25 protein-coding genes and 1 pseudogene are annotated in these 26,680 nt (G+C 47.7%); all 26 read right to left on the reverse strand.

Annotated elements, in window-relative coordinates:
- A pseudogene (locus GY843_RS08505) lies at nt 1–582 on the reverse strand (hypothetical protein); the annotation flags it as partial.
- Entirely contained in the window at nt 579–1,364 is a 786-nt protein-coding gene (locus tag GY843_RS08510; RefSeq protein ID WP_297308549.1) for a ParA family protein, read from the reverse strand. The gene GY843_RS08510 and the pseudogene GY843_RS08505, both read right to left, overlap by 4 nt.
- The gene (gene motD, locus GY843_RS08515) at nt 1,364–2,299 is read right to left on the reverse strand and encodes a flagellar motor protein MotD (RefSeq protein WP_297308550.1); all 936 of its coding nucleotides are present in this window, start codon (nt 2,297–2,299) and stop codon (nt 1,364–1,366) included. Before motD ends, GY843_RS08510 begins: the two co-directional genes overlap by 1 nt.
- 3 nt (nt 2,300–2,302) lie before the next feature.
- Entirely contained in the window at nt 2,303–3,043 is a 741-nt protein-coding gene (locus tag GY843_RS08520) for a flagellar motor protein (protein WP_297308552.1), read from the reverse strand.
- Nucleotides 3,043–4,260, reverse strand: a complete 1,218-nt coding sequence (gene cheB, locus GY843_RS08525) for a chemotaxis response regulator protein-glutamate methylesterase (protein WP_297308554.1) — start codon at nt 4,258–4,260, stop codon at nt 3,043–3,045. Before cheB ends, GY843_RS08520 begins: the two co-directional genes overlap by 1 nt.
- Nucleotides 4,261–4,282: 22 nt before the next feature.
- On the reverse strand, nt 4,283–6,385 hold the full coding sequence (locus GY843_RS08530) for a chemotaxis protein CheA (protein WP_297308556.1): 2,103 nt from the start codon (nt 6,383–6,385) through the stop codon (nt 4,283–4,285).
- A 12-nt stretch (nt 6,386–6,397) separates the two neighbouring features.
- Nucleotides 6,398–7,198, reverse strand: a complete 801-nt coding sequence (locus GY843_RS08535) for a protein phosphatase CheZ (protein WP_297308595.1) — start codon at nt 7,196–7,198, stop codon at nt 6,398–6,400.
- Between the two features lie 15 nt (nt 7,199–7,213).
- On the reverse strand, nt 7,214–7,597 hold the full coding sequence (cheY, locus tag GY843_RS08540) for a chemotaxis response regulator CheY (RefSeq protein WP_297308558.1): 384 nt from the start codon (nt 7,595–7,597) through the stop codon (nt 7,214–7,216).
- 81 nt (nt 7,598–7,678) lie between these two features.
- On the reverse strand, nt 7,679–8,389 hold the full coding sequence (locus tag GY843_RS08545) for an RNA polymerase sigma factor FliA (RefSeq protein ID WP_297308560.1): 711 nt from the start codon (nt 8,387–8,389) through the stop codon (nt 7,679–7,681).
- Between the two features lie 14 nt (nt 8,390–8,403).
- Nucleotides 8,404–9,231: a MinD/ParA family protein gene (locus tag GY843_RS08550; protein WP_297308562.1), complete on the reverse strand. Its 828-nt coding sequence runs from the start codon at nt 9,229–9,231 to the stop codon at nt 8,404–8,406.
- Nucleotides 9,232–9,249: 18 nt separating this feature from the next.
- A complete protein-coding gene (gene flhF / locus GY843_RS08555; protein ID WP_297308564.1) occupies nt 9,250–10,683 on the reverse strand; it encodes a flagellar biosynthesis protein FlhF in 1,434 nt (477 codons plus the stop codon).
- A gap of 57 nt (nt 10,684–10,740) precedes the next feature.
- A complete protein-coding gene (gene flhA, locus GY843_RS08560) occupies nt 10,741–12,849 on the reverse strand; it encodes a flagellar biosynthesis protein FlhA (protein ID WP_297308566.1) in 2,109 nt (702 codons plus the stop codon).
- Nucleotides 12,850–13,039: 190 nt separating this feature from the next.
- Nucleotides 13,040–14,179, reverse strand: coding sequence for a flagellar biosynthesis protein FlhB (gene flhB / locus GY843_RS08565; protein WP_297308568.1), 1,140 nt, complete (start codon nt 14,177–14,179; stop codon nt 13,040–13,042).
- A 15-nt stretch (nt 14,180–14,194) separates the two neighbouring features.
- Nucleotides 14,195–14,968 (reverse strand): flagellar biosynthetic protein FliR, encoded by a 774-nt coding sequence (gene fliR, locus GY843_RS08570; protein ID WP_297308570.1) that lies wholly within the window; start codon nt 14,966–14,968, stop codon nt 14,195–14,197.
- A gap of 6 nt (nt 14,969–14,974) precedes the next feature.
- Nucleotides 14,975–15,244, reverse strand: coding sequence for a flagellar biosynthesis protein FliQ (gene fliQ / locus GY843_RS08575; RefSeq protein WP_297308572.1), 270 nt, complete (start codon nt 15,242–15,244; stop codon nt 14,975–14,977).
- Between the two features lie 28 nt (nt 15,245–15,272).
- A complete protein-coding gene (gene fliP / locus GY843_RS08580; protein ID WP_297308573.1) occupies nt 15,273–16,019 on the reverse strand; it encodes a flagellar type III secretion system pore protein FliP in 747 nt (248 codons plus the stop codon).
- Nucleotides 16,012–16,473 carry a flagellar biosynthetic protein FliO gene (gene fliO, locus GY843_RS08585; protein WP_297308576.1) on the reverse strand — a complete coding sequence of 154 codons (462 nt, stop codon included), beginning with the start codon at nt 16,471–16,473 and terminating at the stop codon, nt 16,012–16,014. The genes fliP and fliO overlap by 8 nt, the downstream gene beginning before the upstream one ends.
- A gap of 6 nt (nt 16,474–16,479) precedes the next feature.
- Complete coding sequence (gene fliN / locus GY843_RS08590; protein WP_297308578.1) at nt 16,480–16,911, reverse strand: flagellar motor switch protein FliN; 432 nt, start codon at nt 16,909–16,911, stop codon at nt 16,480–16,482.
- A 29-nt stretch (nt 16,912–16,940) separates the two neighbouring features.
- A complete protein-coding gene (gene fliM / locus GY843_RS08595; RefSeq protein WP_297308580.1) occupies nt 16,941–17,918 on the reverse strand; it encodes a flagellar motor switch protein FliM in 978 nt (325 codons plus the stop codon).
- A gap of 32 nt (nt 17,919–17,950) precedes the next feature.
- Nucleotides 17,951–18,484 carry a flagellar basal body-associated FliL family protein gene (locus GY843_RS08600; RefSeq protein WP_297308583.1) on the reverse strand — a complete coding sequence of 178 codons (534 nt, stop codon included), beginning with the start codon at nt 18,482–18,484 and terminating at the stop codon, nt 17,951–17,953.
- Nucleotides 18,485–18,658: 174 nt separating this feature from the next.
- Complete coding sequence (locus GY843_RS08605; RefSeq protein WP_297308585.1) at nt 18,659–21,325, reverse strand: flagellar hook-length control protein FliK; 2,667 nt, start codon at nt 21,323–21,325, stop codon at nt 18,659–18,661.
- Nucleotides 21,326–21,413: 88 nt separating this feature from the next.
- A complete protein-coding gene (gene fliJ / locus GY843_RS08610) occupies nt 21,414–21,857 on the reverse strand; it encodes a flagellar export protein FliJ (RefSeq protein WP_297308587.1) in 444 nt (147 codons plus the stop codon).
- On the reverse strand, nt 21,854–23,242 hold the full coding sequence (gene fliI, locus GY843_RS08615; RefSeq protein WP_297308597.1) for a flagellar protein export ATPase FliI: 1,389 nt from the start codon (nt 23,240–23,242) through the stop codon (nt 21,854–21,856). Before fliI ends, fliJ begins: the two co-directional genes overlap by 4 nt.
- Nucleotides 23,226–23,996: a FliH/SctL family protein gene (locus GY843_RS08620; protein WP_297308589.1), complete on the reverse strand. Its 771-nt coding sequence runs from the start codon at nt 23,994–23,996 to the stop codon at nt 23,226–23,228. The genes fliI and GY843_RS08620 overlap by 17 nt, the downstream gene beginning before the upstream one ends.
- Before the next feature lie 12 nt (nt 23,997–24,008).
- Nucleotides 24,009–25,016, reverse strand: a complete 1,008-nt coding sequence (gene fliG, locus GY843_RS08625; RefSeq protein WP_297308591.1) for a flagellar motor switch protein FliG — start codon at nt 25,014–25,016, stop codon at nt 24,009–24,011.
- The gene (fliF, locus tag GY843_RS08630; RefSeq protein WP_297308593.1) at nt 25,009–26,637 is read right to left on the reverse strand and encodes a flagellar basal-body MS-ring/collar protein FliF; all 1,629 of its coding nucleotides are present in this window, start codon (nt 26,635–26,637) and stop codon (nt 25,009–25,011) included. Before fliF ends, fliG begins: the two co-directional genes overlap by 8 nt.
- Nucleotides 26,638–26,680 lie beyond the last annotated feature (43 nt).

Here is a 26,680-nt window from a genome sequence, read left to right on the forward strand (position 1 = left end):
GAAATCTTCATCCAATGATTCGCCCTCTTCGTCAGCAGAACTTTCTTCAAGTTCAATATCGCTATCTGTGCTGTTAAGCAGTGCATCCAACTCGGAGTCCAGCTCAGCATCAAGGTCGTGAGAAATTGCAGACTCCAGCTCGTCAGATCCAGCCGATTCTTCAGCATCATCCGAATCCAGTGCAGCAGCCGCAGCGACAGCACCTGCACCTACGGCTACACCCGCTGCAAGATCCGTCTCATCCAGATCCATACCAATATCTTCAAGCATAGCATCAAGATCCATCTCTGCTGCATCTGGCTCTGGCTCTGGCTCTGGCTCTGGCTCTGGCTCTGGCTCTGGCTCTGGCTCTACAGCAGTATCCTCATCCATCGCCATAACAACAGTTGTTTCTGATACTTCTACAATAACTTCAGCAACCTGCCCCTCTTCCTCTGAAGACTCGGCAATCGCCTGGAGCTCTTTTTCAGTATCAATACCTGCATCAGGATCTGATAGCAGTGCCTCCAGATAATCAAATACCAGTTTCTGTACGCCAGGAACTTCTTCTGAATCCAGCTGTTTCTTCTTGGAATCGCTCATAGAACCTCCTGCTTCTGACGCTCCAGCAGTGAGCGAAGAATCCGGGCGTACGAGTGCACACCCCGACTACCTGAATCCATAACAGAGGGAACCAATCCCTGAATACTGGCATTTCTGAATTTGGTATCAACCGGAATCACGGCATTAGAAATTTCATTCGGATAGTTATGATGCAGCTCTCGAAGGCTGCTAACCGAAGCCTGAGTCCGGCGATCATAAAACGTAGGAATAATTGTAAAAGAGAGCTTCTTGCTGCGTGCACGATTGATCATGTTAATAGTTCTGACCATACGTTCAAGTCCCTTCAATGCAAGGAATTCAGTCTGAACCGGAACCAGAAGATGCTGACAGGCAGCCAGGGCATTTACCATCAAAACACCTAGCACAGGAGGGCTATCAATTAACACGTAATCATAACGATCCCGCACATGAGCTAGCGCTTTAGCGACCTGCAGCCCCATCCCCTCTTCACCTATAGCTTTTCGCTCCAATGTTGCCATTGCAGTGGATGCCGGGATCAGCTCAATACGCTCATGGCTACTTTTTAGCAGCAATCTGGAAACATCTTCTCTACTGACTTTACTGCTGCCGGTAAACAGGTCGTATACACTATCCTCCAACTCATCCGGATCATAACCAAAATAGCTGGTTAAAGAGCCGTGCGGATCAAGATCTATTAACAACACTCGATAGCCTACTTCAGCAAGTAAGCCTGCAACCGTGACTACTGTTGTCGTTTTGCCTACACCACCTTTCTGGTTGGCAACTGACCATACATGCATTATTTATTTTCCTGCTGTAAAGGTTCTGGTTCGGCCTGTCTGAAAATAACCCCACCATCCCCGGTTTCCACCTGCTCAATGACCGGCACTTCCTCTTTCTCTGGGTTTGCCAGTATTGTGGATACGGCATCAGCACTTATATGCTGGCTACCAAAAGATGAAACTGCCCTGCGGACTTTTTCATCACGTGATATAACGATCAATACCCTTCTGTTCAGGCGCTGCCCTTTCTCAGTCCGATTACTATAGGCAGGCTGGTATTCACCATAACCTACAGCAGCCATCCGTTCCGGCTCAACACCATAGAAAGACAACAACCTTACTACTGCAGCGGCACGGGAAGCTGACAGTTCCCAGTTTGATGGGTATGCGTCCGTCGAGATCTGTTGATTATCAGTAAAACCCTCCACATGTATAGGGTTTTCACGACCTTTAATCATCTGCGCAATTTTGTCGAGCAACTGATCCGCCAACACGTTGGGTAAAGCGCTACCAGAAGGGAACAGGTAATGGGAGCGTAACTCTATCGACATCCACAAATCATTCCCGGTAATCTTCAATTGCCCATCATCCACCAGATGAGCAAAGCTGACCTCCATCTCTTCCTGCAGAGTTTTCAGAGCATCAGTTTCTTCCTGATCAGGCGGAGATATTGTAACTTCCGGCACATCAATGTCAGTTTTGCCGCCGATAAAAATACCAAAACCACTCTCACTATTACCTTGGCCCACCTGCTGCGGATTATCCAGTCCGTCATCCAGGCCATCAAACACACCAGAAAGAGCCTCTGATAAGTGCTTGTATTTTTCCTCATTAACAGACGACATGGCGTACATCACCACAAAAAAAGCAAACAGCAGAGTAATGAAATCCGCATAGGAGATAACCCAACGGTCATTTCTTACATAATCTTCTGGTTGCTGCCGTCTTGGCATAACTTACCTCAAATAGCCCTGCAAACGCTGCTGGATCGCCTTCGGGTTCTGCCCTTCCGCGATAAACATCAACCCTTCCAGCACCATTTCCTGATACTGGTAACGCATCAGTACAAGGCTTTTAATTTTATTGGCTACCGGTATCAGAAATAGGTTGGCGATACCAATACCGTAAACTGTCGCCACAAATGCTGTCGCAATACCTGCCCCCAAATTATTGGGATCTGAAAGATTACTCATTACATGAATCAACCCAAGTACAGCACCTATAATACCCAGAGTTGGGGCATACCCACCCATACTCTCTATAACCTTAGCACCTTGCAGGTCACGCTGCTCTACCGTGACTAACTCAACTTCAAGGGTGCTTCTAATGACATCCGAGCCTTTTCCATCAACTAAAAGCAACAAACCAGATTTGATAAAGTGATCCTGCTCTTTCTCTGCTTCCGACTCCAACGCGAGCAATCCCTTACGACGTGCAACTACACACCAATTAACCACTTGATCGATGCCAGCTTGCATATCCTGTTTGTTGTTGCCAAAAGCCCAACCAAGTAATCTAAATGCTCGAGCAACATCTTTACTCGGCGACTGGATGATAGCTGCAGCAACAGTACCACCAAGGACAATCACCGCTGCAGGCATATTCAAAAGTTCCTGTAACTGACCGCCTTCTAAAAAATTACCACCGACAATGGCGGCGAGTGCAAGTAAAAGCCCAAGTATCGCTGTAAAGTCCATCAGCGCGCCCTATGGTTACTTAATAGTGGCCCAAACTCAGTAAGGTCCAGAATTTCATCCGCAAGCCCCGCATTTACAACCGCCTGAGGCATCCCATAAATAGTGCTGCTCTCTTTGTTCTGAGCCCAAATAGTTGCTCCTTGTTGTCTGAGCATCTTAGCTCCATCACAACCATCGGCCCCCATCCCAGTCAAAATAATTGCCAGAACTTTCTTTCCGAAACTTTTAGCCGCGGAAGCATAAGAAATATCAACACTGGGCTTATAAGTTAGGCGCTCATCTCCGGGCATTATCTTAACTTTGTCATGAGTGCGAGGGTCTATGATCATCTGGTGCCCACCTGGAGCCAGCAAAGCTCTACCAGGCTGCAAACGATCCCCATCTTCAGCCTCTTTAACACTGATGTTGCACTGCTGGTCCAATCTTGCAGCAAAGACCGAGGTAAAAGTTTTCGGCATGTGCTGTACAAGCAGGATAGGATAAGGGAAATTTGCCGGCAATTGCGTCAGGATCTGCTGAAGCGCAGCAGGACCACCTGTGGAAGAACCGATTACCACAAGCTTACAATCCATCGGTATAGTTTTGCGCCCTGCCGCAGGCTTTCTAGCCAATGGCGCTGCAGGTTTCGATGGTTCAGAATGCGCTCGGTGTAGAGCTGGCGATTCAGGACGAGGCCGAACTGGCGCTTTTTCTTTAATGCCAGCTATCGGTCGAGGAGCGGGTTTTGCCGCTGGACTCTCTGCCTCAGGGCGAAAGACCATAGATTTACTGCTTGCAGAGGAATCTGGCGCACTGAACAACGAACTACGTTTAGCATGACGGGAACGTCCTAGTTCAACAACCTTATCACGCAGCTGTTTCTCCAGAGAGGATGAGTGCTCCATCCATGCCCGCATATCTTTAGACAGATAATCCAGCGCCCCTGCCTCAAGTGCCTGCAAAGTCACCTGAGCCCCTTCATGAGTTAGTGAGGAAAGCATAAGGATGTTGGTCGGGCATTCACGCATGATTACGCGCACAGCCTCAATGCCATTCATCTGAGGCATCTCAACATCCATTGTAATCAGATCAGGGCGTAACCGCTTGGCCTGCTCTATAGCCTCTCGACCATTTTGAGCAGAACCTACAACCTCAATACGGCTATCCCCAGAAAGAAGATCGCTGATCCGATGACGGAAGAACCCCGAGTCGTCAACGATCAATACTTTTACTGGCATCTACGCCCCCTTCCAGGCTGATTTAGGAAGCGTAATGTTTCAACAGATTAGGTATATCGATTATCAATGCGATCCGTCCATCACCTGTAATGGTTGCACCAGAAAGCCCAGGAGTTCCATGGAGAATAGTTCCAAGAGGTTTAATTACCACTTCTTCCTGACCAACAAGTTGATCAACAACAAAACCTACTCGCTGCGTACCAACAGTGACAATTACAACATGTCCCTGTTCAGGCAGGTCTGCACCTTGCTGACCATCAATCAACCAGCGTTTCAGATGGAACAGCGGCAATGCTTGATCTCGAACGATAATTACCTGCTGACCATCAACCACATTGGTTTTAGTCAGATCCAGGTTAAAGATTTCATTTACATTGACCAATGGAAGAGCGAAAGCCTGGTCTTCCAGAATAACCATCAGTGTTGGCATAATCGCCAGCGTCAAAGGTACCTGAATCGCAATCCGCGATCCCTGCCCAATAACAGAGTCAATGCTTAGCGTACCGTTGAGCTGGGTGATTTTGGTTTTAACCACATCCATACCCACGCCACGACCGGATACGTCTGAAATCTCTTTCTTAGTCGAGAAGCCTGCCGCAAAGATAAGGTTGAAACACTCTTGCTCTGTCAATCGGCGAGCGGCTTCAGCGTCCATCATGCCACGTTCAATTGCCAGATTACGCAGTTTTTCAGCGTCCATACCAGCACCATCATCCTGAATAACCAGAAGGATGTGATCACCCTCCTGCTCAGCAGAAAGCAGAACGTGACCTTCACGTGCTTTACCAGCGTTTTCACGAACATCTGGCGCTTCTATCCCATGGTCCACCGCATTACGCACCAAGTGAATCAATGGATCGGCCAAGGCCTCAACGAGGTTTTTATCCAGATCGGTATCTTCACCACGCAGTTCAAGGCGGATCTCTTTCTTGAGATTTCGGGACAAGTCACGAATCAAACGAGGGAAACGGCCAAATACTTTCTTCACCGGCTGCATTCGAGTCTTCATAACAGACATCTGCAGATCGGCAGTTACCATATCCAGTGTACCAAGCGCCTTCGCCATCTCTTCGTCTTCACGGGTCACACCCAGACGAACAAGACGGTTACGAACCAATACCAACTCACCAACCATATTCATGATTTTGTCGAGAAGACGGGTATCAACACGGACATTACTTTCAGGCTGAGGTTTAGCTTGCTGGTGTGCTGCTTTAACTGCGGCTGCAGCTGCACTTTCACGTTTCGGCTCTGGCTCAGGAACCGGAGCAGGAACCGGGGCTGGAGCAGCAGGTTCCGGGGCAGCTACCGGCGCTGGAGCAGGAGCCGCTACAGGCTCTGGAGCAGCGGCGGCAGCCGGAGCAAATGCGCCTTTACCCTGAGACTGCAACTCATCTAGCAGAGCTTCAAATTCATCTTCTGTGATCAGGCCATCACCTGCTGGAGCTGAAGCTTCAGCAGCTGGTGCTTTGGTTTCACCTGACCCAGGACCTTTACCCTGACCATGCAATTCGTCAAGTAAGGCATCAAATTCATCTTCTGTGATTAAACCATCATCAGCAGCTTCAGGTTCCGCAGCTGGGGCAGCAGGAGCACCACCAATATCTCCTAACAGGTCATCAAAGTCCTGAGATGACTGGTCTGCAGCAGTGGGAGCTGAAGGTGCTGGGGTAGGAGCTGGCTCAGGGGCGGACTGAGGAGCAGGAGCCGGAGCTTCTGGGGCTGCAGCAGGAGCACCACCGCTAGCAAACGCAACCAGTGCTTGAAGCAATTGTGGATCGGCACTTTCTGGTTCATCTCCATTACGAACAGTTTCAAACATGACATTAACTGTGTCCAATGCTTGAAGCACAACATCCATCAATTCAGGGGAAACTTTTATATCCCCATTACGCAACATATCAAACAGGTTTTCTGCATTGTGGCAGCAATCAACCATCGGTTCCAATTGCAGGAAACCAGCACCACCTTTTACCGTATGGAAACCACGGAAAATTGCGTTCAGTAGATCACTGTCATCCGGTCTCTGTTCCAGATCAACCAGCTGCTCAGACAACTGCTCCAGGATTTCTCCTGCCTCAACAAGAAAATCCTCAAGAATTTCCTGATCCACATCCAAACTCATAGGGTGCTCCTCTTAAAAACCCAGACTGGAAAGCAAGTCGTCCACTTCATCTTGATTACTGACCACGTCAGCACTATCTTTTTTAACCTGTGGACCTTCAGCCTGAATAGGATTCTTTTTATTATCCTGCTCTGCATCTGACACACTCTTCTGTGCATCTATGCCAGACAATTTTTCAACTTTAGCCGCCATCTCCATCAAACCAACCAGATGGCTTTCTACATTGGTAACCAGATTGATTACCCGACGGATCAATTGCCCTGTAATATCCTGATAGCTCTGCGATACAAGAATATCTGTTAATTCAGTTCGCAAAACTTCTATAGTCTGCTCAGACTCTTCTTTTACTGCGCAGGTACGGTCATAAACACCGTTTAGAGTATCGTGCTCTTTCTCCAACTGCCCAACCAACAGAAGAAGATCTTTAAAACGCTCACTCTGCGAATCCAGCTTATCAACCAAAGAAAGAGCCTTGTCCACTCGATCCATGGTTTCATGAGCATTCTTCTCAGTCACCTCAATAACATAATTAAGGCGATCTGCTGCATCAGCGTCCGAATCGTCTTTTTCCTCACCATCTACTTGCAAGCTATTGCCAAGTTCATGAGAGAAAGCTTTGATCGCTTCATGCAAGCCACGAGTCAGATGACCTACTTCACTAAAGAAGACCTGATGCCTAAATTCATGGAGCTCCTGAATTATTTCCATTGCATTGGACAGGTCCCCCTCATTAAGGACAGAAACAAGTTCCTGCGCCTTAAGCTGAAGCTCCATTTCAAAGTGACCTGGCCCTTTGCCCATACCCGACATCATCACTAAACCGACCTTTTAACCCAGGCGTTCAAAGATCTTATCGATCTTTTCTTTAAGAACAGCAGCAGTAAAAGGTTTTACTACATAGCCATTCACCCCCGCCTGAGCGGCTGCAATGATCTGCTCTTTCTTCGCTTCTGCAGTTACCATTAATACCGGCATACTGGCGAGATTAGGATCTGAACGAACCTCTTTCAGAAGGTCAATACCTGTCATGCCTGGCATATTCCAGTCAGTTACCAGGAAATCGATCCCCCCTTCCTTAAGAATTGGAAGAGCAGTCTGACCATCGTCCGCCTCTTGGACGTTAGTCATTCCCAGATCCCTTAACAGGTTTTTGATAATACGTCTCATCGTAGAGAAATCATCTACAACAAGGATTTTCATGTCTTTATTCAAGACGAGCCTCCCACTTAGAACTGCGCAACTCGTTGAGTGTACACTTAATTACCGCAATTACGTTGAGTCTGGTCAACCCTTTTATTGCCAGTCACTTAACCGTGACCGCAATCTCAATGCAGCCTGGCTGTGTATCTGACTGACCCGGGATTCACTCACACCCAGAACCTGACCTATTTCCTTCAGGTTAAGCTCTTCATCATAATAGAGCGCCAGAACCAATTTTTCCCGTTCTGGCAGATTATTTATTGCCTCGCTCAGCGCTTTAAGGAACGCCTCACGCTCAAAATTCTGATTTGGACCGGGATCATCGTTAGCAAAAGACTCACCTGGCCCCTCATTTTGAGGATTAATCATCTCCTCAAAACTAAACAACCGACTATCAAGAGTATCCTTCAGAAGGTTATGATATTCATCTACACTGATGCCTAATTCTTTTGCTACTTCAGCATCACTTGCATCTCTTCCTGTGCGCGACTCAACTTGCTGAATCGCTTCAGTCACCCGGCGACTATTGCGATGAACCGATCTTGGTGTCCAATCGCCACGACGCACCTCATCGATGATAGAACCACGAATGCGGATCCCTGCATAAGTTTCAAAACTTGCACCTTTGGAAGCATCATACTTTTTCGCCGCTTCCAGCAGACCGACCATCCCGGCCTGGATAAGATCATCAAGCAGCACCGTTGCAGGCAATCGGGCCAGCAGATGATGCGCTATACGTTTAACTAGCGGCGCATACTGCTCAATCAACTCATCACCCGATTGTAACTGCAGCTGGTTATACATACCGCCTCTATTATTCAATCTGTTGGGCGAACACCTTGCACAAGCCGCTCAACAAAAAACTCTAAATGACCTCGGGGCACAGTTTGAACTGGCCACCCATTTACTTTATTCGCTAATTGCTTATATGCCAAGGATACTTTGCTCTTTGGAAAAGCTTTTAAAACAGCCACTTGGCGTTGTACAGCCTTGCGAACATTTTCATCATAAGGGATTGAGCCAACATATTGAAGTGTGACATCAAGAAAGCGGTCTGTGACAGTGAGCAATTTGCCAAACATATTCCGTCCTTCCTGCTCACCGCGCACCATATTGGCCAGCACCCTGAACCGGGTCATATTATAATCTCGGTTTAACAGTTTAATTAAAGCATAAGCATCAGTAATAGAAGTAGGCTCATCGCATACAACCACTAAAACTTCTTGTGCAGCCTTAACAAAACTCACAACCGAGTCAGAAATACCTGCGGCCGTATCGATGACCAACACATCAATATCATCCGCTACTGCATTAAAAGCATGAATCAGTTCAGCATGCTCATGGGGAGATAAAGCGGTCATCTCCTGCGTGCCAGAGCAAGCAGGAACAATTTTGAGGTGCTCACTCACATCTAACATCACCTCTTCCAAACCACAGTCGCCATTTAGCACATCTGCTATCGTCTTTTTGGGACGCAAACCTAATAGAACATCGACATTGGCCAATCCCAGGTCAGCATCCATCAAAACGGTCCGATGACCCAGCTCCCCCATTGCCAGAGAAAGGTTCACCGACACATTGGTTTTACCTACACCACCTTTACCACCGGTGACTGCAATTACCTTTACGGGCTTCTGTTGATTCATCTATTACTTCCTGACCTGTTAACCCGCTTTATAAACCGAATCCAGAGCCGCTGAACGCTTTTCTGACGCTATCGCTCTCTGAGCTGTAACCACTGCTCGACTCACCAACTCATGCTTTTTGGCAATTTCTATATCATCAGGAATACGCTGACCATCCGTTACATAAGTCACCGGCAAGCGTTTTTCAATGATGAAAGAGATAGCTTCACCAAGGCTGCCTGATTCATCCATCTTACTCAGCACACAACCATTCAGCCCCAAAGCCTGGTAAGCATTATAGGCCTGCTCTACAACTCTACGCTGACTACTGCAGGACACCACCAACAGCTTTTTCATGCGCAGAGAAACATCTTCCAACATTTCAAGCTGTGACTCACTATGAGACTCCTGAGCATTAAGTCCTGCCGTATCGATCAGCACCAAACGCTTGGTTCGCAATGATTGCAACACTTCATCCAGCGTATTTGTTTCATCGACAACACGGACAGGCACATCAAGAATACGCCCAAAGGTGCGCAACTGTTCATGTGCAGCAATACGATAGGTATCCGTTGTAACCAGAGCCAGGCTAGAACTGCCATACTTCAAAACGTATCGAGCAGCCAATTTACCGATTGTGGTTGTCTTACCCACACCAGTAGGCCCAACAAAAGCAATCATCCCACCCCGCTCAATAAAATCCTCTCCCATAACAGGAATTGAATCAGACAAGCGGGTTAAAGCATTTTTCCAGGCCTTATCAGGTGAAATATCATGCTCAATACTTCCCAAAATATGCGACGATAAACGCTCACTTACACCCAATAGTTCCAGCTTACGCTGCAGCGGAGGCTTAGCAGGATGAGCAGCAGCCGAGTGACTCTGAGAGACCATCTGCTGATTTAACAAACTCTTAAGCTGAGCAATTTCATCCTGCATTGACTGAATCAGCTGATTATCAGCTCCCTGGCTTGCAGTCTGTTCACGCATTGACGCAAAAGGATCGGTCAATTCCATCTCTTCGCGAGGCTCTTCAGAAGTGCGCATAAAGTTTTCATGCGCCTGATTTGCCTGCCGCTTCTGGCGTTTTTTTAGAGATTCAAGAATAGAACGCAGATCTTCATCATCACTTTCCAACTGCTTATTCACAGAACCCGGAGCGTCATATTTTTGACCGTCCTGTTGACGCTCAGCCTCAGCTATCTGCAAGCGCGCTTTTTGCAACTCACCAGATAAACCTGAAGCCTGTCCACCAGTAAGAATATTGACCTGTTCCTGACGCCTCTGGCTCTTTTTCTTCTTACCAGAAAATTCCTGCTGAGCCTGCTCATAGTCATTTTCATGCGCAGCAACGACCTCAACACCACCTGCAACACGATGATTAGAGACGATCACGGCATCCGCGCCAATCTCATCTCTTACTCGTCGCATTGCCTGTCTCATATCAGGCGCAAAAAAGCGTTTCACCTTCATAACAATTCCTTATCGGCCAGCCACATCAGTCCTGAAGAAGGCTTACTTACAAGCTGCTTATGCACCTACCTCACCTCCGACTGTAGCCACAATGGTGACCTTTTTATTTTCCGGAATTTCCTGATAAGAGAGCACATGGATCTGATGCTCCCCGTATCTTACAAATTTTGCCATTAGTGGACGCACAGGAGCTGCCACCAGCAGAACCGACGGATGCCCCATCATCTCCTGTTGCGTTGCTGCCTCAGACAAAGACGCCTGCAAACGCTCAGCCATACCGGGCTCCAACACAAGACCATTATCCTGCCCCTGTTGCACAGAATTGAGAAGTATCTGTTCCAATTGAGGCGCAACAGTTATTACCGGCAACTCAGGCTCTGAACCATTAATATTCTGAACAATCAGGCGTGACAAAGAGATACGCACAGCAGCAGTCAACGCCAGTGGATCTTGAGTTCTATTCACTGCATCAGCCAGCGACTCAGTGATGGTACGAAAATCCTTAAGGGGTACTTGCTCCATTAACAGGTTTTGCAAAACCTTAAGCAAGATACTGAAGGAAAGCTTCGCCGGAATAAGCTCCTCAACCAATTTCGGCGAGGTTTTCGACAACATATCCAGCAACTGCTGAACTTCCTCATGACCCAGAAGCTCATGAGCATGCACCTGAAGCAATTGATTCATATGCGTCGCCACAACAGTAGAAGCATCAACCACTGTATACCCCAACGACTGAGCCTGTTCTTTTTGGGACTGCTCAATCCATACCGCATCCAAACCAAATGCAGGATCTTTAACCTCGACCCCTTGCAGCTTGCCAAAAACCTGACCTGGATTGATAGCCAATTCACGATCCGGATAAACCTCAGACTCGCCGACAACAACCCCCATCAAAGTTATCTGGTAGGCACCAGGCAGCAAGTCGAGATTGTCGCGAATATGTACCGATGGAACCAAAAAACCCAGATCCTGCGATAGCTTCTTACGCACGCCTTTGATTCGACTCAACAACTGGCCACCCTGCATCTTATCCACCATAGGAATAAGTCGGTAGCCCACTTCCAAGCCAACCATATCCACAGGCATCACATCATCCCAGTCCAACTCACGCTTCTCAGACTCATCTTCCTGGGGCAGCTCAGCTTCCTCTTCGGCTTTCTCTTGTTCAGCCTGCTCCACTTGCATCTGCTTACGATAGATCCACCAAGCACCTGCTCCAGCCGCCGCCGCAAGCGACAGAAAAGCAAAATGAGGCATGCCAGGAATACTACCCATAATAAACAGGATACCTGCAGCCACAGCCAATGCCTTAGGGGCTGCAAACATCTGACCGAGAACTTGCTTACCCATATCATGGGAAACATTCTGACGTGTCACCATGATCGCCGCTGCTGTAGACAGCAACAGCGATGGAACCTGGGCCACCAGGCCATCACCAATAGTAAGCAACGAGTAGAAACGCATAGCGGTTTCAAAATCGAGATCATGCTGCAACATGCCGATACCAAGACCACCAAGCAGGTTGATCACAAGAATCAAAATACCAGCTACCGCATCCCCTCGAACGAATTTGGATGCACCATCCATTGAGCCATAGAAGTCAGCTTCCTGGGTTACATCTTCACGACGCTGCTTCGCTTCTTCCTGCCCAATTAGGCCGGCGTTAAGGTCAGCGTCTATAGCCATCTGCTTACCAGGCATTGCATCCAGTGTGAATCGCGCACTTACTTCAGAAATACGGCCCGCACCTTTGGTCACCACGACAAAGTTAATGATGATCAAAATCATGAAAACCACAAAACCGACAACATAGTTACCGCCTACTACAACCTCACCAAAGGCCTCGATAACTTTACCGGCAGCATCCCCACCCTCATGACCAAAAAGCAACACAACACGAGTGGAAGCAACATTCAATGCAAGCCGCATCAGGGTGGCAACAAGAATAATGGTAGGAAAAATTGCAAAGTCCAACGGTCTTTCGGAATAGACACAAACCAAGAGAACCACAATGGAAAGAGCAATGTTAAAAGTAAACAGAACATCCAACAGGAACGGCGGAACCGGCAACGTCACCATTGCCATGATAACCAGCAGCAACAGAGGAACCCCAAGGTTCCCCCGCCCAAGGCTACGCACGTTATCAAGAATTACCGTTCTATCCACTTCCAAAACCCAACAAAAATTATGTCAAAAAAACAGCACATGAATCAGCATAAGTACCAAAACCACAATCACCCATGCTGAACAGACAATAATACGTTATTTTTTTGACGAATTACTATATTAAGCTTAAAGAAATGCAATTTTTACGCCACCAGATAAGGCAGCTTAGGTAGAGAAAACAATTCCCGAATCACTCCTGATCACGAAACTCATCAGGAATAGGGAGTTCATCCATTTTGATATCGCTCGGCCTTTCTGCCTGACGCTTTTTGAAGCGCTGCAATTGGAAGACATATGCCAGAACCTGTGCGACAGCCATATACAATCCAGCTGGAATCTCATCAGCAATTTCAGTTGAGTTATAGATCGCACGGGCTAAGGGGGGCGCAGAAAGCACAGGAACGTCATGCTCTTCTGCTATTTCACGAATTTTAAATGCGACAAAATCCGCACCCTTAGCCACGAGAATAGGCGCTCCACGCCCCTCACTTTCGTACTTTAAAGCCACCGCATAATGCGTCGGGTTAGTTATAACCACATCAGCCTCAGGCACATCCTTCATCATCTGCCGCTGAGCAATCTCCCTCTGCAACTGACGAATACGCCCTTTTACCTCAGGCTTACCCTCAGTATTTTTCAACTCATCCTTAACTTCCTGAAGAGTCATCTTCATTTTAGTGGTGTAATCGTATATCTGATAAGGCACATCAACAGCAGCAACAAGAATCAGAACCGCGCTCAACGCCATAAACACCCAGATTATTATCTCGAGCGCCTCTTCTATCGCTGGGCGAGCTTCAAAAGTAGCAAGCTGAAGGATATCAATACGCAGATTCCACAGAATAAGAATGGCGAAACCACCTACCAGGGAAAATTTAGCGACCGCTTTCAGAAGCTCAATCAAAGACTTAAGAGAAAACATCCGCTTAATGCCAGAAAGCGGATTAATACGACTACCCTTTGGCGCTATGGATTGACCACTGAAGTTCCAACCACCTAAAGCAATCGGACCAATCAATGCTGCCACCAAGATGACAGAAAATATCCCTGACACTCCCACCAAAGCCTCCCAAACGGAAACCTCAAAGTGCGCCAGCATTTTATTAACATCAAACACAGACTGCCGATCGAGAACAAAGTTACTCTCCATCATACCCAGCATCCGCTCAGCAAGCTGACTGCCAAACACCAGCACAGACATGACCGCCGCCAACAATACTAGCGTCGTCGCCAACTCTTTTGATCGGGGAACATCCCCCTTTTCCCGCGCCTCACGGAGGCGCTTGGGGGTGGGGTCTTCTGTTTTTTCCTGACCGGACTCTTCTGCCATAGCTACATTTTCGGATTAGAGGAAAAGCGCTTCGATGTAATCCAACACAAACCTGGATATCCTCATATATTGATCAAGGAAACCACCCAAGTTCACCCAGTTAATAAACAAGCCTAGCACCATAGTAAATGGAAAGCCTACAGCAAGAATGTTCAGCTGAGGTGCCGCTCGCGACATGATACCAAATGCCATATTCACCACCAGCAGAGCGGTAACAGCAGGCACAGCCATTAGAAATGCTGCCGAGAACATCCAGGTTCCCGCCATTACTACCTTCCAATAACTATTCCTATCCAATACATCAAGCGCAACTGGCACAACATCGAAGCTACGCACGACAACCTCTATCATCACCAGATGACCATTCAACGAAACAAAGATCATCATAATCAAGGTCAGATAAAACTGACCAAGCATAACCACTGAGATACCATTAGCCGGGTCTGTCATCGAAGCAAAACCCAAACCCATCTGCATAGCGATCATCTGACCACCAAGAACAAAGATCTGGTAAAAAACCTGAAACAGAAAACCCAACATCGCACCGATAATGATCTGCTGCCCAATTATCAGATAGGAATTAAAATTCAATCCATCGAAATCCGGCATCGGCGGCAGTAGAGGAGCGATAACAGCAGTAACAGCCAAAGCCAACATCAGGCGCACACGCGCATTGATCAGGTTACTACCCAGAAGAGGTACCGCCATAAAGAAGGAAGCGATTCGAAACAATGGCCACAGAAATACAGCCACCCACTGCTCTATCTCTGCAATACTGATCTCAAACAAGGAACATCACCCAATCAGATAAGGGATATTCTTAACCAAGCCTGAAAAATGCTCCATCAGCTTGTTCAAGATCCATGGCCCCGCCCACATAATCACCAGAAGAGTAATCAATAGACGCGGCAGAAAGCTTAGAGTTTGCTCGTTAATCTGAGTTGCTGCCTGGAAGGTTGAAACTACCAGACCAACAATCAAGCTTGGCACAATAATCACAGAAACCAGTAACACGATCAGCCAGAATGCCTCACCGAACAAACTGAGTACGACCTCAGGTGTCATATAGCCCTCCCGTCTCGTTACTTAATTTCTATATACCAAAACTAGCTGCTAAGGTACCAATTACAAGTGCCCAACCATCTACCAACACAAACAACATGATCTTGAATGGTAGCGAGATAATGATTGGTGAAAGCATCATCATACCCATAGCCATAAGGACACTGGCCACCACCAGATCAATCACCAGGAAAGGGATAAACAGCATAAACCCTATCTGAAATGCTGTCTTAAGCTCACTGGTAACAAAAGCAGGCACAAGAATCGTAAAAGGTATCTGCTCTGCACTTTCTACTGCCGGTGTGCCCGATATACGCATAAACAGATCCAGATCGCTTTCCCGAGTCTGGAGCATCATAAAGTCCCTCAACGGAACGCTTGCCGCCTGAGCAGCCTCCAAAACGGTTAACTCCTCACTAACGTAAGGCTGCACTGCCTGAACATACACCTTGTCCAAGACTGGGGTCATGATAAATAGCGTTAGAAACATCGCCATCCCAACCATAATCTGATTAGAAGGCGTTTGCTGCAAGCCCAATGCCTGACGCAGAATAGCAAATACGATGATGATTCGGGCGAAAGAAGTCATCATCATGACCATAGCTGGCAAGAACGTCAGCATGGTCATTAAAATCAGAATCTGCAGTGTTACGCTGTAGTTATCCTGCCCGCTCTCATCTGTAGTAATGGTGACAGCCGGAATACCCACATCAGCAGCCCAGCCTAATGAAGGCACAAACATCAGCAACAGGGCAAATAACCCAACAACCCTACTCATCTTCTTTCTTTCCCTGCTGCCGTTGTACCGCCTCAGTCAGCCGTGAAGCAAAGCTAGTACCTACATTTTTCTCGTCAATCACAGGCTCATCAAATGACTGCAAATGAGAAACACGTCCAGGCGCCACGCCCAATAAGATTTGCTTACCTCCAACCTGAACCAGAACCGCCTTTTCTCTTGTTCCCAGAGGCATCACACCGAGAACACGCATGTTCCTGCTCACAGGCGCAATGCCAGAAAAACGACGAAACAACCAGGAAATACCGAAGATAAGGAAAACCACTACAGCAAGGCCTACAACCAACTGCAGGATCGCATCAGCTGAAAAAGGCTCTTGATATGCAGGTACCACTGGAGACTTAACTACGGAAGGCTGCGCAGCAGAAGCAGACTCCGCTGCATTTACAACAGGAGAAAAGAAAATAAACAGATAAAGAGCTAAAAGAACACGCATCCTTAGCTATTTGAGGCGTTTAATACGTTCTTGCGGACTAATCACGTCCGTTAAGCGTATGCCGTAACGGTCATTAACTACAACAACCTCGCCATGAGCAATCAAGGTACCATTAACCATGACATCCAGCGGCTCACCAGCAACCCGATCCAGCTCAATTACAGAACCCTGATTAAGCTGCAGGAGATTGCTAATAGGAATATCAGTCTGTCCCACTTCCATTGAAAGAGTGACAGGAATATCAAGAATTACATCGAGCTTCGGATCCGCAACAGGCGTACCTTCATCTGTTAGTTCATCCAGTTCAACAGAATCCTCTGATACACCAGTAGCAGCAAGCAACTCATCGGGGTCGACCGCATCACCGGCATCGCCCTGCTCTTCCATGGCAGCAGCCCATTCGTCCGCCATCGCTTGCTGATCGGTTTCATCACTCATTTATAAGCTCTCTTATACTTGCGAAGCTATTACTTCGGTCGTTCAATCTGATCTACAATCTTAACCGCTAGATTACCGCGAGAAACACCCATGGTACAGTTATAAACAGGTACTTTATTCGCTTTCAGCTCAAAAGCCTCTGGAAGCTCAATCGGGATAACATCCCCTGCTTCTAATTCAACCACATCACGTAACGTCATTTCTTGCTGAGCAATCGTCATCTCAAGAGGCAAGCGAGCCATTAGAATATCCCGCTGCAATGCGATCTGCCAACGCTCATCTTTCTCATCTTCGCTGTTCTGGAACCCAGACACGAGCAGATCTCGAATAGGCTCAAGCATCGCATAAGGCATAGCCACATGAAACTCACCTGAACCACCTTCCAGATCAACCTGAAAAGTACTGACTACCACAACCTCAGTTGGATTAATGACGTTCGCCATTGCCGGGTTCATCTCATGACCCAGATGCTCAAAGTTCAACTCCATCACCGGCTGCCAAGCCTCTTCGAGATCAACAAAGAACTGTTCCAGCGCTTTATGAATCAAACGCGTTTCAGTTGGAGTAAATTCGCGGCCTTCGATCTTGGCATGACGGCCGTCACCGCCAAAGAAATTATCCACCAACTTAAAAACAAGCTTGGCGTCCATGATAAACAATGCCGTGCCACGCAGCGGCATTACACGGATAAGATTCATACTGGTCGGGACGTACAGCGTATGGATGTAATCTCCATACTTCATTACCTGCACCCCCCCTACAGTCACATCCGCCGCACGACGTAACAGATTGAACAAGCTGATGCGGGTATACCGGGCAAAACGCTCATTGATCATTTCCAGAGTCGGCATACGACCACGAACAATACGCTCATGGCTCGCCAGATCATAAGAGCGGACATCACCCTCTTCGACCTCAGCCTCGTCAGACGTCTCTACATCGCCATCATCAACACCATGAAGCAACGCATCAATTTCGTCCTGAGACAGCAGATCCTTAACTGACATTTACACCGATTCCTTAACAAGGATCATGATCATTACTGCATTACCATATTAGTAAACAGGATGGTTTCCACACCCGGCTTACCAATTTTTTCCTGCATAATTTCACGCACGAGATCTGTTGCACTCTCGCGCAACGCTTCCTTACCTTCAATTGTCTGCAGAGTACGGAATTGCTGAGTGGTAAACAGGTTATTCAAGCGCGATACTATTAACGGCATATGCAGGGTCAACGCATCTGCTACAGCCTGATCACGGCTTTTTGCCTCAACATACAATTGCATATAGTGAGGACGCTTATCATTGGACTGCAAGGTAACCACAAACATTGGCTTACCTTCCATCGTACGAACTTTCGTATAAATCGCTTCCGCTCTAACCGGAGCCGCCGGCTCAGCCTCTTCCGCAGATTCTTGTCCATCGCTACCAAGCAGGAAAAAGGTTGCAGCAGCACCGCCACCACCTACCAAAAGCAGAGCAACTAAACCAATAATAATCAGCTTGAGCTTGGAAGACTTCTTACCGCCTTCCTCTTCATTTTCACCATTCTGTTCTGGCTCATCTGCCATTTTAAGACCCTCTACTTTACAGAATGCTTGCCCACAGGCACGCCCCAGGAAAATCAGTGCTCTAATATAACACACTGATTTCCAGGCTGAAGTCAGAACTATCTCTATACCTAGAGTTTTTCACCTCTCCTTCCCAGAGAACCGCAGAAACAGCACCTACTTTAGGGAAGGTAATTAAGCATAGTAATCAACTAGAGACATTGATCTAGCCGACTCCCCGGCCTGTTGATCATTACCCTCTACTTGATCACCACCAACATACTGAGCATCAGCACCACCCTCGCTATCGCCCAAACCTCTCTTGTTATCTCCATCACACCCCTGATCAGAAACCGAAGAATCCTGCAAAGCCAAACCTTGCTCAGCAAACATCTCTCTTAACCTTGGAAGACTCTGTTCAACCGCATCTCGAACATGGGCATGTGGCGAAGTAAAATTCAAACTAATCTGATCCTGATTAACCTGAACTCGAATGTTTAATGAACCTAATTCAGGTGGATCCAATTGGATCTGCGCCACGCGAGCATTCTGTGCCGCAATCATGACAGCTCGTTCGCCAAGCGCATTATTCCATGCAGGAGTATTTAAACGCACCTGGTTCGGCATCATAAACATTGGTCCCTCAGCCGCTGCGCGCTGAGTTTGAACAGGCGACTGGGCCGATTGCCCTAATATTGCCGCTGCACCTGCCAGCAGATCAGATTTTTGCGAAGGCACTGAATCCATCTGATCTTTAACACGCGGTGAAAGCTGTTGCGCCGCATCTATCGCGGCAGTCAGCCGATCGCCAACAGGCATAAGATTATCGCTCAACACTCTCGGTCGGGATGCCGAGGGGGCCGTCTCTGTTTTTAACACCACATCAAGAAGGCTCTGCGCTTTGTCTAATCTTGATTGCTCAAGCGTCGAGTCAGCAGAAGGTTTCGAAGATGCATTCAACCTCTGCAAAAGCGCATCTGAAGGCAATACATTATCAGATGAACGCCTATCACCTTCTGCCCTAGCCACTTCATTGGCTCCAACCAACGGCACAGCCTGTCCACGAGAATCACTGATGGCTTCTGCGCCTCTACCAACCAAATTTGCCTCTGGTCTGGCTGCCTGCGTAGATTTATCAGCAACATCAGGTCTGACCTCCGCCCTAGCTAAAGCAGCATCAGCAGCAGAAGGAAATTGACGCTGACCATCCAACAAATTGCGCGACACCCCAGACTGGGTACTGGCATCACTTGTGAGCGTCGTTACTGCAGCACCTAAATTTTCTGCCGTACGAGTAGATACTAAAGCTTCAGCGCCAAAAGTTGGTGAAGGACCTGTCCGAGGCTCTACCTGCCCAACCAATTCAGCAGCTTTGGCAATAGCCTCTTCTCGATCAGCTATCACACTAACCAGCTGCAGTAGCTCCTCACGAGGATTAGTTACTTCAGGCTTAACAGCTGCTTCCGGCGACTCAATCTCAGTTACTCCCGGAGCAACAGCAGGTACCACTTCAGGCGTAGCAGGCTTCAACTGAGATGAAGCGTTTGTCTCAACTCCCCTCTCTGTCGAAAACTCATCTGCATGAGCAAGAAGCACTTTCTTAAGCACTTCCATTACCTGCTTCTGAGGCACTACTTCTGGCTGATTGGTGGATTTAACCCCCAAACCTGCCAAATCTGATTGCGACTTGGCTTCTGAAGACTGACCCGGAACCAAAAAACCATCAAGCGCATTTTCAGCACTTTTATCGGCAAGCCCTTCAGCCACAGTTTTTCTTAGCGCTTCTGGATCTTCAATCTTTTCAGCGGCTTTAACAGCAACCTCTTCCCTTGGAGGCGCTTCTTTTGAGGCCTCTGCCCTCAAGTTTTCTGCAATTTCACTTGCTCTCTTGGCCTCATCTTCACCAACTGCCACCTCTCTTCCTTGCTGGGTAAATGGCTGTAGCGAATCTTCCTGTGACTCTCCTGATAGCAACGGCTCCCGTAGTACAACTGTTTTGGGCTGCAGCTCATCAGGCAGGTCTGAATCTACCCCAAGACTCTCACCTTCAGGCAAAATCACATTCTGCTGCTGAAGGAAGTCATTCAACGCTTTTGAAATTTCTTTAACAACCGGAGGAATTGGCAAACTACCTTGACCAGGATTTTCCAAAACCAATTCATCCAGATAAGCCACTAGCTGCTTAACCTTTTCCACCTGAGAATACAGGTCTGCTTGCGAGGTTCGATCCGCCAAACTAGCTGTTGATGAAGATAAGACAGATTCGGAAGAGGCGACCTGGCCTGCAGAATTATCCGATCTCAGCTCAGCCAACAACGAGCGTACAAACTCATCAACCTGCTCAGGGGAAAGCAAAGATGAATCATTAACAGCCACCAAAGGTGCAGAAACTTTTGCCCCTTCGCTATCAACAATCTGCTTCAGCTCATCCTGCAAATCTTGAGGTAGTGACGTTGTTCCAAGTTGTTGCTCAATCGCCTTAGCCAGATCTGTAGCCAAATTAGCCGGTATTCTGCCGTCAGTTTCTGACTCAGCACTTTTCTGCAGCATGTCAGCAACATGCATCAAACGCCGCTGCAGTTCATCCGTGTTTGGGGCATCATCACGCGTCATCAATCCTGACGCTTTCGCCTGTATTTGGGCCACATTACCCTGCGGCAATGAAACTCCCTCTTCCGGCAAAAAAGCGCCGCCACCGGGTAGCACCGATCGATCTGCGACTGCCTGCTGGTTCAACAGAGAACCAAACCCAGATAAATCCAGCTTTTCTCCAGAGACCAAGCCAGACGTACTCTGCGGCAACATCGAAACATTTAAAGATAGCAGCCCACCCAGGGTGGATGCTGACAGCTGATTACTCATCACAGGCTCCTCAAATATATGCCTGAGTAACATTCAGCAAAATGAAGGCCAACTTGTGAGATTTAGAAAATATAAAGGAGAGGGAAACTTAAATAAAATTGGGTTTTAAACCCTGAGCACGCTCATCGAGCTGTTTTTGCAATTCTTTTTCTTCGGCCTGAATTTCAGCATCGCGTGCCTTATCAGTTAGCTTTTGCATTCCCTTTACCCGCGCATAAGCTGACTTCCAATGCTGCTCAACCACATCTAACTCCTGCTGGTTTCTTTCCATTGCCTGTAACTGGGTGCGCTTAGCCTCTTCTATCTTCTGCATAAAAGCCAACTGCGAATGCAACTGAGCCCCACTACAGCCTTCTGCATTTGCTCCAAGATAGTTTTGCCGATATTCAACCAAATATTGATCCAACTGCTGCAAGGTTTGCTGGTCCTGCTCAACACGCTGCTTACTTGCAGCAAGAAATTGATCCGCCTGCTGTTTTTTCTTTTCAGCAAGGTCCAGTACCAACTGCAAGCGCTTAGAACGTTTATTCATTTCTGTAACCCATTCACAACAGGGCGACGGAGCTGCTGCTTGTCAGCTCCCTGAGTTGGTGGTGCAGATAACACAACCACCATCTCTTGCATGGATTGCATGAGAGGAAAAGACTCATCAATACCCTGCCGCAAAAAAGCGTTCATTGATGGCAGATTGTCGATAACAAAATCAGTATCTGGATCACTACCTTTAACATAAGCCCCGACATTGATCAGATCTTCATTCTGACGGTACTTTGAGTATAGCTGCTTAAACTTCATCGCCATTTGCAGATGAGCCCCATCAACGATTTGAGGCATCGCTCGGCTAATTGATGCTTCAATATCGATAGCTGGATAATGCCCCTGCTCAGCCAGACGACGCGATAGAACAACATGTCCATCCAAAATCGCTCGAGCAGAGTCTGCTACAGGATCTTGCTGATCATCACCCTCTGTCAACACGGTATAAAACGCCGTAATTGAACCACCACCTTCCTCGCCATTACCTGCCCGCTCAACCAGTTTAGGAATTTTCGCAAAAACAGAGGGCGGATAACCTTTGGTTGCAGGCGGCTCACCTACTGCGAGAGCAATCTCACGTTGAGCCTGAGCATAACGGGTCAGCGAATCCATCAGCAAAAGTACATTTTTCCCCTGATCTCGGAAATACTCAGCTATCCGCGTGGAGAGCTGAGAAGCACGCAAACGCATTAAGGGAGAATCATCTGCAGGAGAAGCCACAACAACAGAACGCTTTAAACCCTCTTCTCCCAGACTGTGCTCGATAAATTCTTTTACTTCTCGGCCTCGTTCACCAATCAGGCCAACGACAATAATCTCTGCCTCAGTAAAGCGAGTCATCATCCCCAGCAAGACCGATTTACCTACGCCACTGCCGGCAAACAACCCCATTCGTTGCCCACGCCCGACTGTTAATAAGCCGTTGATGGTACGGATACCCACATCAAGTGTTTTATTAATCGGCTCACGAATCAGCGGATTGATAATCTCACCAGACAGATCTGTCTCTGCCTCAGGCTGCAACGCCCCTTTGCCATCAATGGGCTTACCAACACCATTGAGTACACGCCCAAGCAGATTCATACCAACAGGGACTCTACCAGACTCAGATTGCGCAATAACCTTGGTGCCGGCCTGAATACCCTCTATAGGATAAAGCGGCATCAGGTAGACGCGATCCCCGGCAAAACCAACCACCTCAGCCTCAACCAACTGCTCAGCTGACAGCTCGATAAAGCAGCACTCGCCCACCGCACACTTAATTCCTACCGCTTCTAGCGTAAGGCCAATAAGACGTGTGATTTTACCTTCGATACGAGGCGAACTTGCCTCCAGACGGATGTTTGAATAGGGCTGAAGCCGGTTAAGAATTCTGCTCATCATCTACCTCCCGACCGGAGAGAGATAACAGCAGCTGGTCAGCCACATGCGAGAACCTAGTTTCAACTTCATGTTTAACTAGAGAGTGCATAGTGTCCAGTTTGTAACCACCGGCAGTGATTGAGCTATCCTCAATCACTTCCACTTCCGTACCAGCAGCACTAGCTATCTGCTGCACACACTCTTTATCAGTTGGATTAACTGATATTTTAAGATGCCCCAAAGGCTCAGGCAACTGCCGCAAAGCATTCTGAATAGATGCCTGCAAAAGGTCATGCCGGCTAGATAACTCAGCGCCAACCACTGTTTCCGAAAGCTTTACCACAAGTTTTAGCAGATGATGCTCTAACTCTTCTGCAGCTTGAGAAATTGGAGCCTCAAACTCTTGCGCCATATTTTGTAAAAGAGACTGAAGACGCTTTATCTCCTCAGCGCCTTGAGCAAAACCTTCGTCATATCCCTGCTTACGACCTTCCTCAACTCCTTGAGCTTTACCCTCTTTCACACCCTGGGCACGCCCTTCCTCCAGGCCAGCAGAAAGACCTTCAAGACGAGCTGCCTCACGAATAGATTCAAGTTCGGCTACAGTGATCTTCTCAGCAGCAATCTCTTCCTCAACAACAGTTACTTCAACCCCTTCCTTGCGCTGAAGAGCTATCGAGTTGACGCCACCCATCTGAGGCAGTTCCCATCCCTCCAGATGAGCCGCTTCATCTGCACGAATTCGTTTATAAGACTTACTATCCTGAGACATATACATTCAGGCCTAAAGCATCTCTTCGCCACCGCCGCCAAGGATGATTTCACCCTCATCAGCCAGTCGCCTAGCAACAGTAAGAATCTCTTTCTGCGCCTCTTCAACCTCACTCACTCGAACCGGACCTTTAGCCTCGAGATCATCACGTAGCAGCTCTGCAGCACGCTTGGACATATTCCGGAAGACTTTTTCTTGTAGAGCAACATCCGCACCTTTGAGCGCGATAACCAGCACATCTGTAGATACTTCACGCAAGATTGCCTGAATACCCATATCCTCTACATCCTGTAGGTTTTCGAAGACAAACATCAGATCAGAAATAGTAGTCGCAAGGTTCTCATCGCTCTCTTTAATACCCTCCATCAATTCAGCCTCAATACTAGAATCGATGAAGTTCATTATTTCAGCAGCAGACTTGATACCACCAAGCGTTGCAGAACTGGCCCCACTTGCGCCAGCAAATTGACGTTCAAGTATATCGTTCAATTCCTGCAGTGCCTGTGGCTGGATACGGTCTAGCGCGGCAACACGCATCAAAATATCCAATCTCTGCTTATCATCAAAATAAGCAAGAACCCCTGCAGCAGCATCTGGCTCAAGATAAGCCACCACGACTGCTTGTATCTGGGGATGTTCATAACGGATAATTTCTGCAATCTGGCGAGGCTCCATCCAACGCAAGGTATCCAAGCCGGAGGTGTTTGTGCTCATAAGGATACGGTCAAGCAGAGTTTTAGCTTTCTCTTCACCCAGCGCCTGATTAAGCATGGAGCGAATATAGACGTCGTTATTGATACCAATACCAGTCTGGTCACTAACCAGCCCCATAAAGTCACCAACAACGGATTCAACGCGTGATTGAGGGATATTATTCAGCTGCGCCATAGCCTCCCCAATCATTTGAACCTCTTTCGGCCCCATATGCTTGAGAATTTCAGCAGCATCGGCTTCGCCAAGACTGATCAGTAGAATCGCGGCCTTATCTATCTCCGTGAATTCGCCCTGATCATCACTCATCTTCAGCAACCCACTGCTTTACTGCCTGAGCCACTTTTGCCGGATCTTCTGCCACCATACTGCGGATAGCATTCAACTGATAATCAAAACTTTCATTAGGTGTAGGCAACAAGCCGTCATCACTACCAAAAGAAACCGAATCCGTAGAGAAATCACCGCCATCAAGGCCTTCAAGCTCTGCAGCAACCTCACCCGCAGCACCCAAACCAGCAACATTACCCGCAGTACCGGCAGCAGCAAGATTACGCAAAATAGGGCGTAAAATACCAAACACTAGTACCAATACGAAAACAGCTGCCATCACCTGTTTAACAATATCCCAGACCCAATCCTGCTTCCAGATAGGCACTTCTTCAGTGACAAATGCCTGCTCTGGCACAAACGGCGTATTCACAACATTCACGCTATCACCACGAACAGCAGAGAAGCCAACCGCATCCTGAACTATAATCCGCAATCGCTCTAACTCATTCTGGTCCCACGGTGTCCGTACTGCCTCACCTGTTTCAGAATTAAGATTGGAAAGATCATCCACAACAACAGCTACTGTAAGGCGACGAACACGGCCCTGCTGATGCTTGGTGTAACTAATTGTACGATCCAGCTCAAAATTTCGCGTGGCCTGTTTACGGGTTGAACCAGGCGCATCAGATCGAGCAATAACGCCCTCCCCAGAAGCTTCCTCAGGCACACTACTCTGACCAGGAGGTTGATTGGACAGTGCACCTGGAATACCTACGGGCGCGCCATTACCGACACGAGACTCATCCATGGTCTGCTCACTACGCAGTGCTGGCAGATCAGGATTGTAAAGCTCATCAGTCTGTTCAACAGTTGTAAAATCGATATCTGCAGAAACTTCCGCACGGAAATTACCCATTCCAACAACAGGCTGCAGAATACTGTTCACACGATTCAGCAGGGTATCTTCAATATTGCGGGTATATTCCAGCTGTTTGGCTGCCAGCACCACATCAACATCTTTATCCCGCGTATTAAGAAGACGGCCTTTCTGGTCAACTACCGTAACATCTTTCAGATCTAGGGCCGGAATACTGGATGCAACCAGACTAGCGATGGAGGCCACCTGGTCGCGCTCAAGTTTACGCCCAGCAAATAGCTCAAGAAAAACAGACGCTGTAGGTTTGCGCGTATCACGAATGAATACAGTATCTTTAGGTATCGCAAGATGAACACGTGCGTTACGAACTGAAGTCATACTAGCAATCGTTCTCGCCAGTTCGCCCTCAAGCCCACGGCGATAACGAGCAGTTTCCATGAACTGACTGGTACCAAGGCTCTGCTCGCGATCAAGAATTTCAAAACCCACGGTTTTATCCGCAGTAAAACCTTCAGCAGCTAATTTTAGACGCGCCTGATGCACATACTCATCAGGCACAAGAATAGCGCGACCATCTGCATCAAAGGTATGAGGAACATTATAGAGACGCAACTGCTCAATAATCTGGTTAGCATCCGAAAAGGCTAGATTACTAAACAGTACGCGCTGCTCAGGCTTTTGCGACCACAGAACAACAGCAAAGCCTATCGCCACACTCGCAGCAAGACCTACCATCAAACCAATCTGACGTACAATACTAAGCTTATTAAAGCCCAGCATTGGACTTCCACTTAACGCTTCTGTGTCAGCCACAGCCACTCAC

It is taken from the genome of Neptuniibacter sp. (genome assembly GCF_024231755.1).
Taxonomy (GTDB): Bacteria; Pseudomonadota; Gammaproteobacteria; order Pseudomonadales; family Balneatricaceae; genus Neptuniibacter.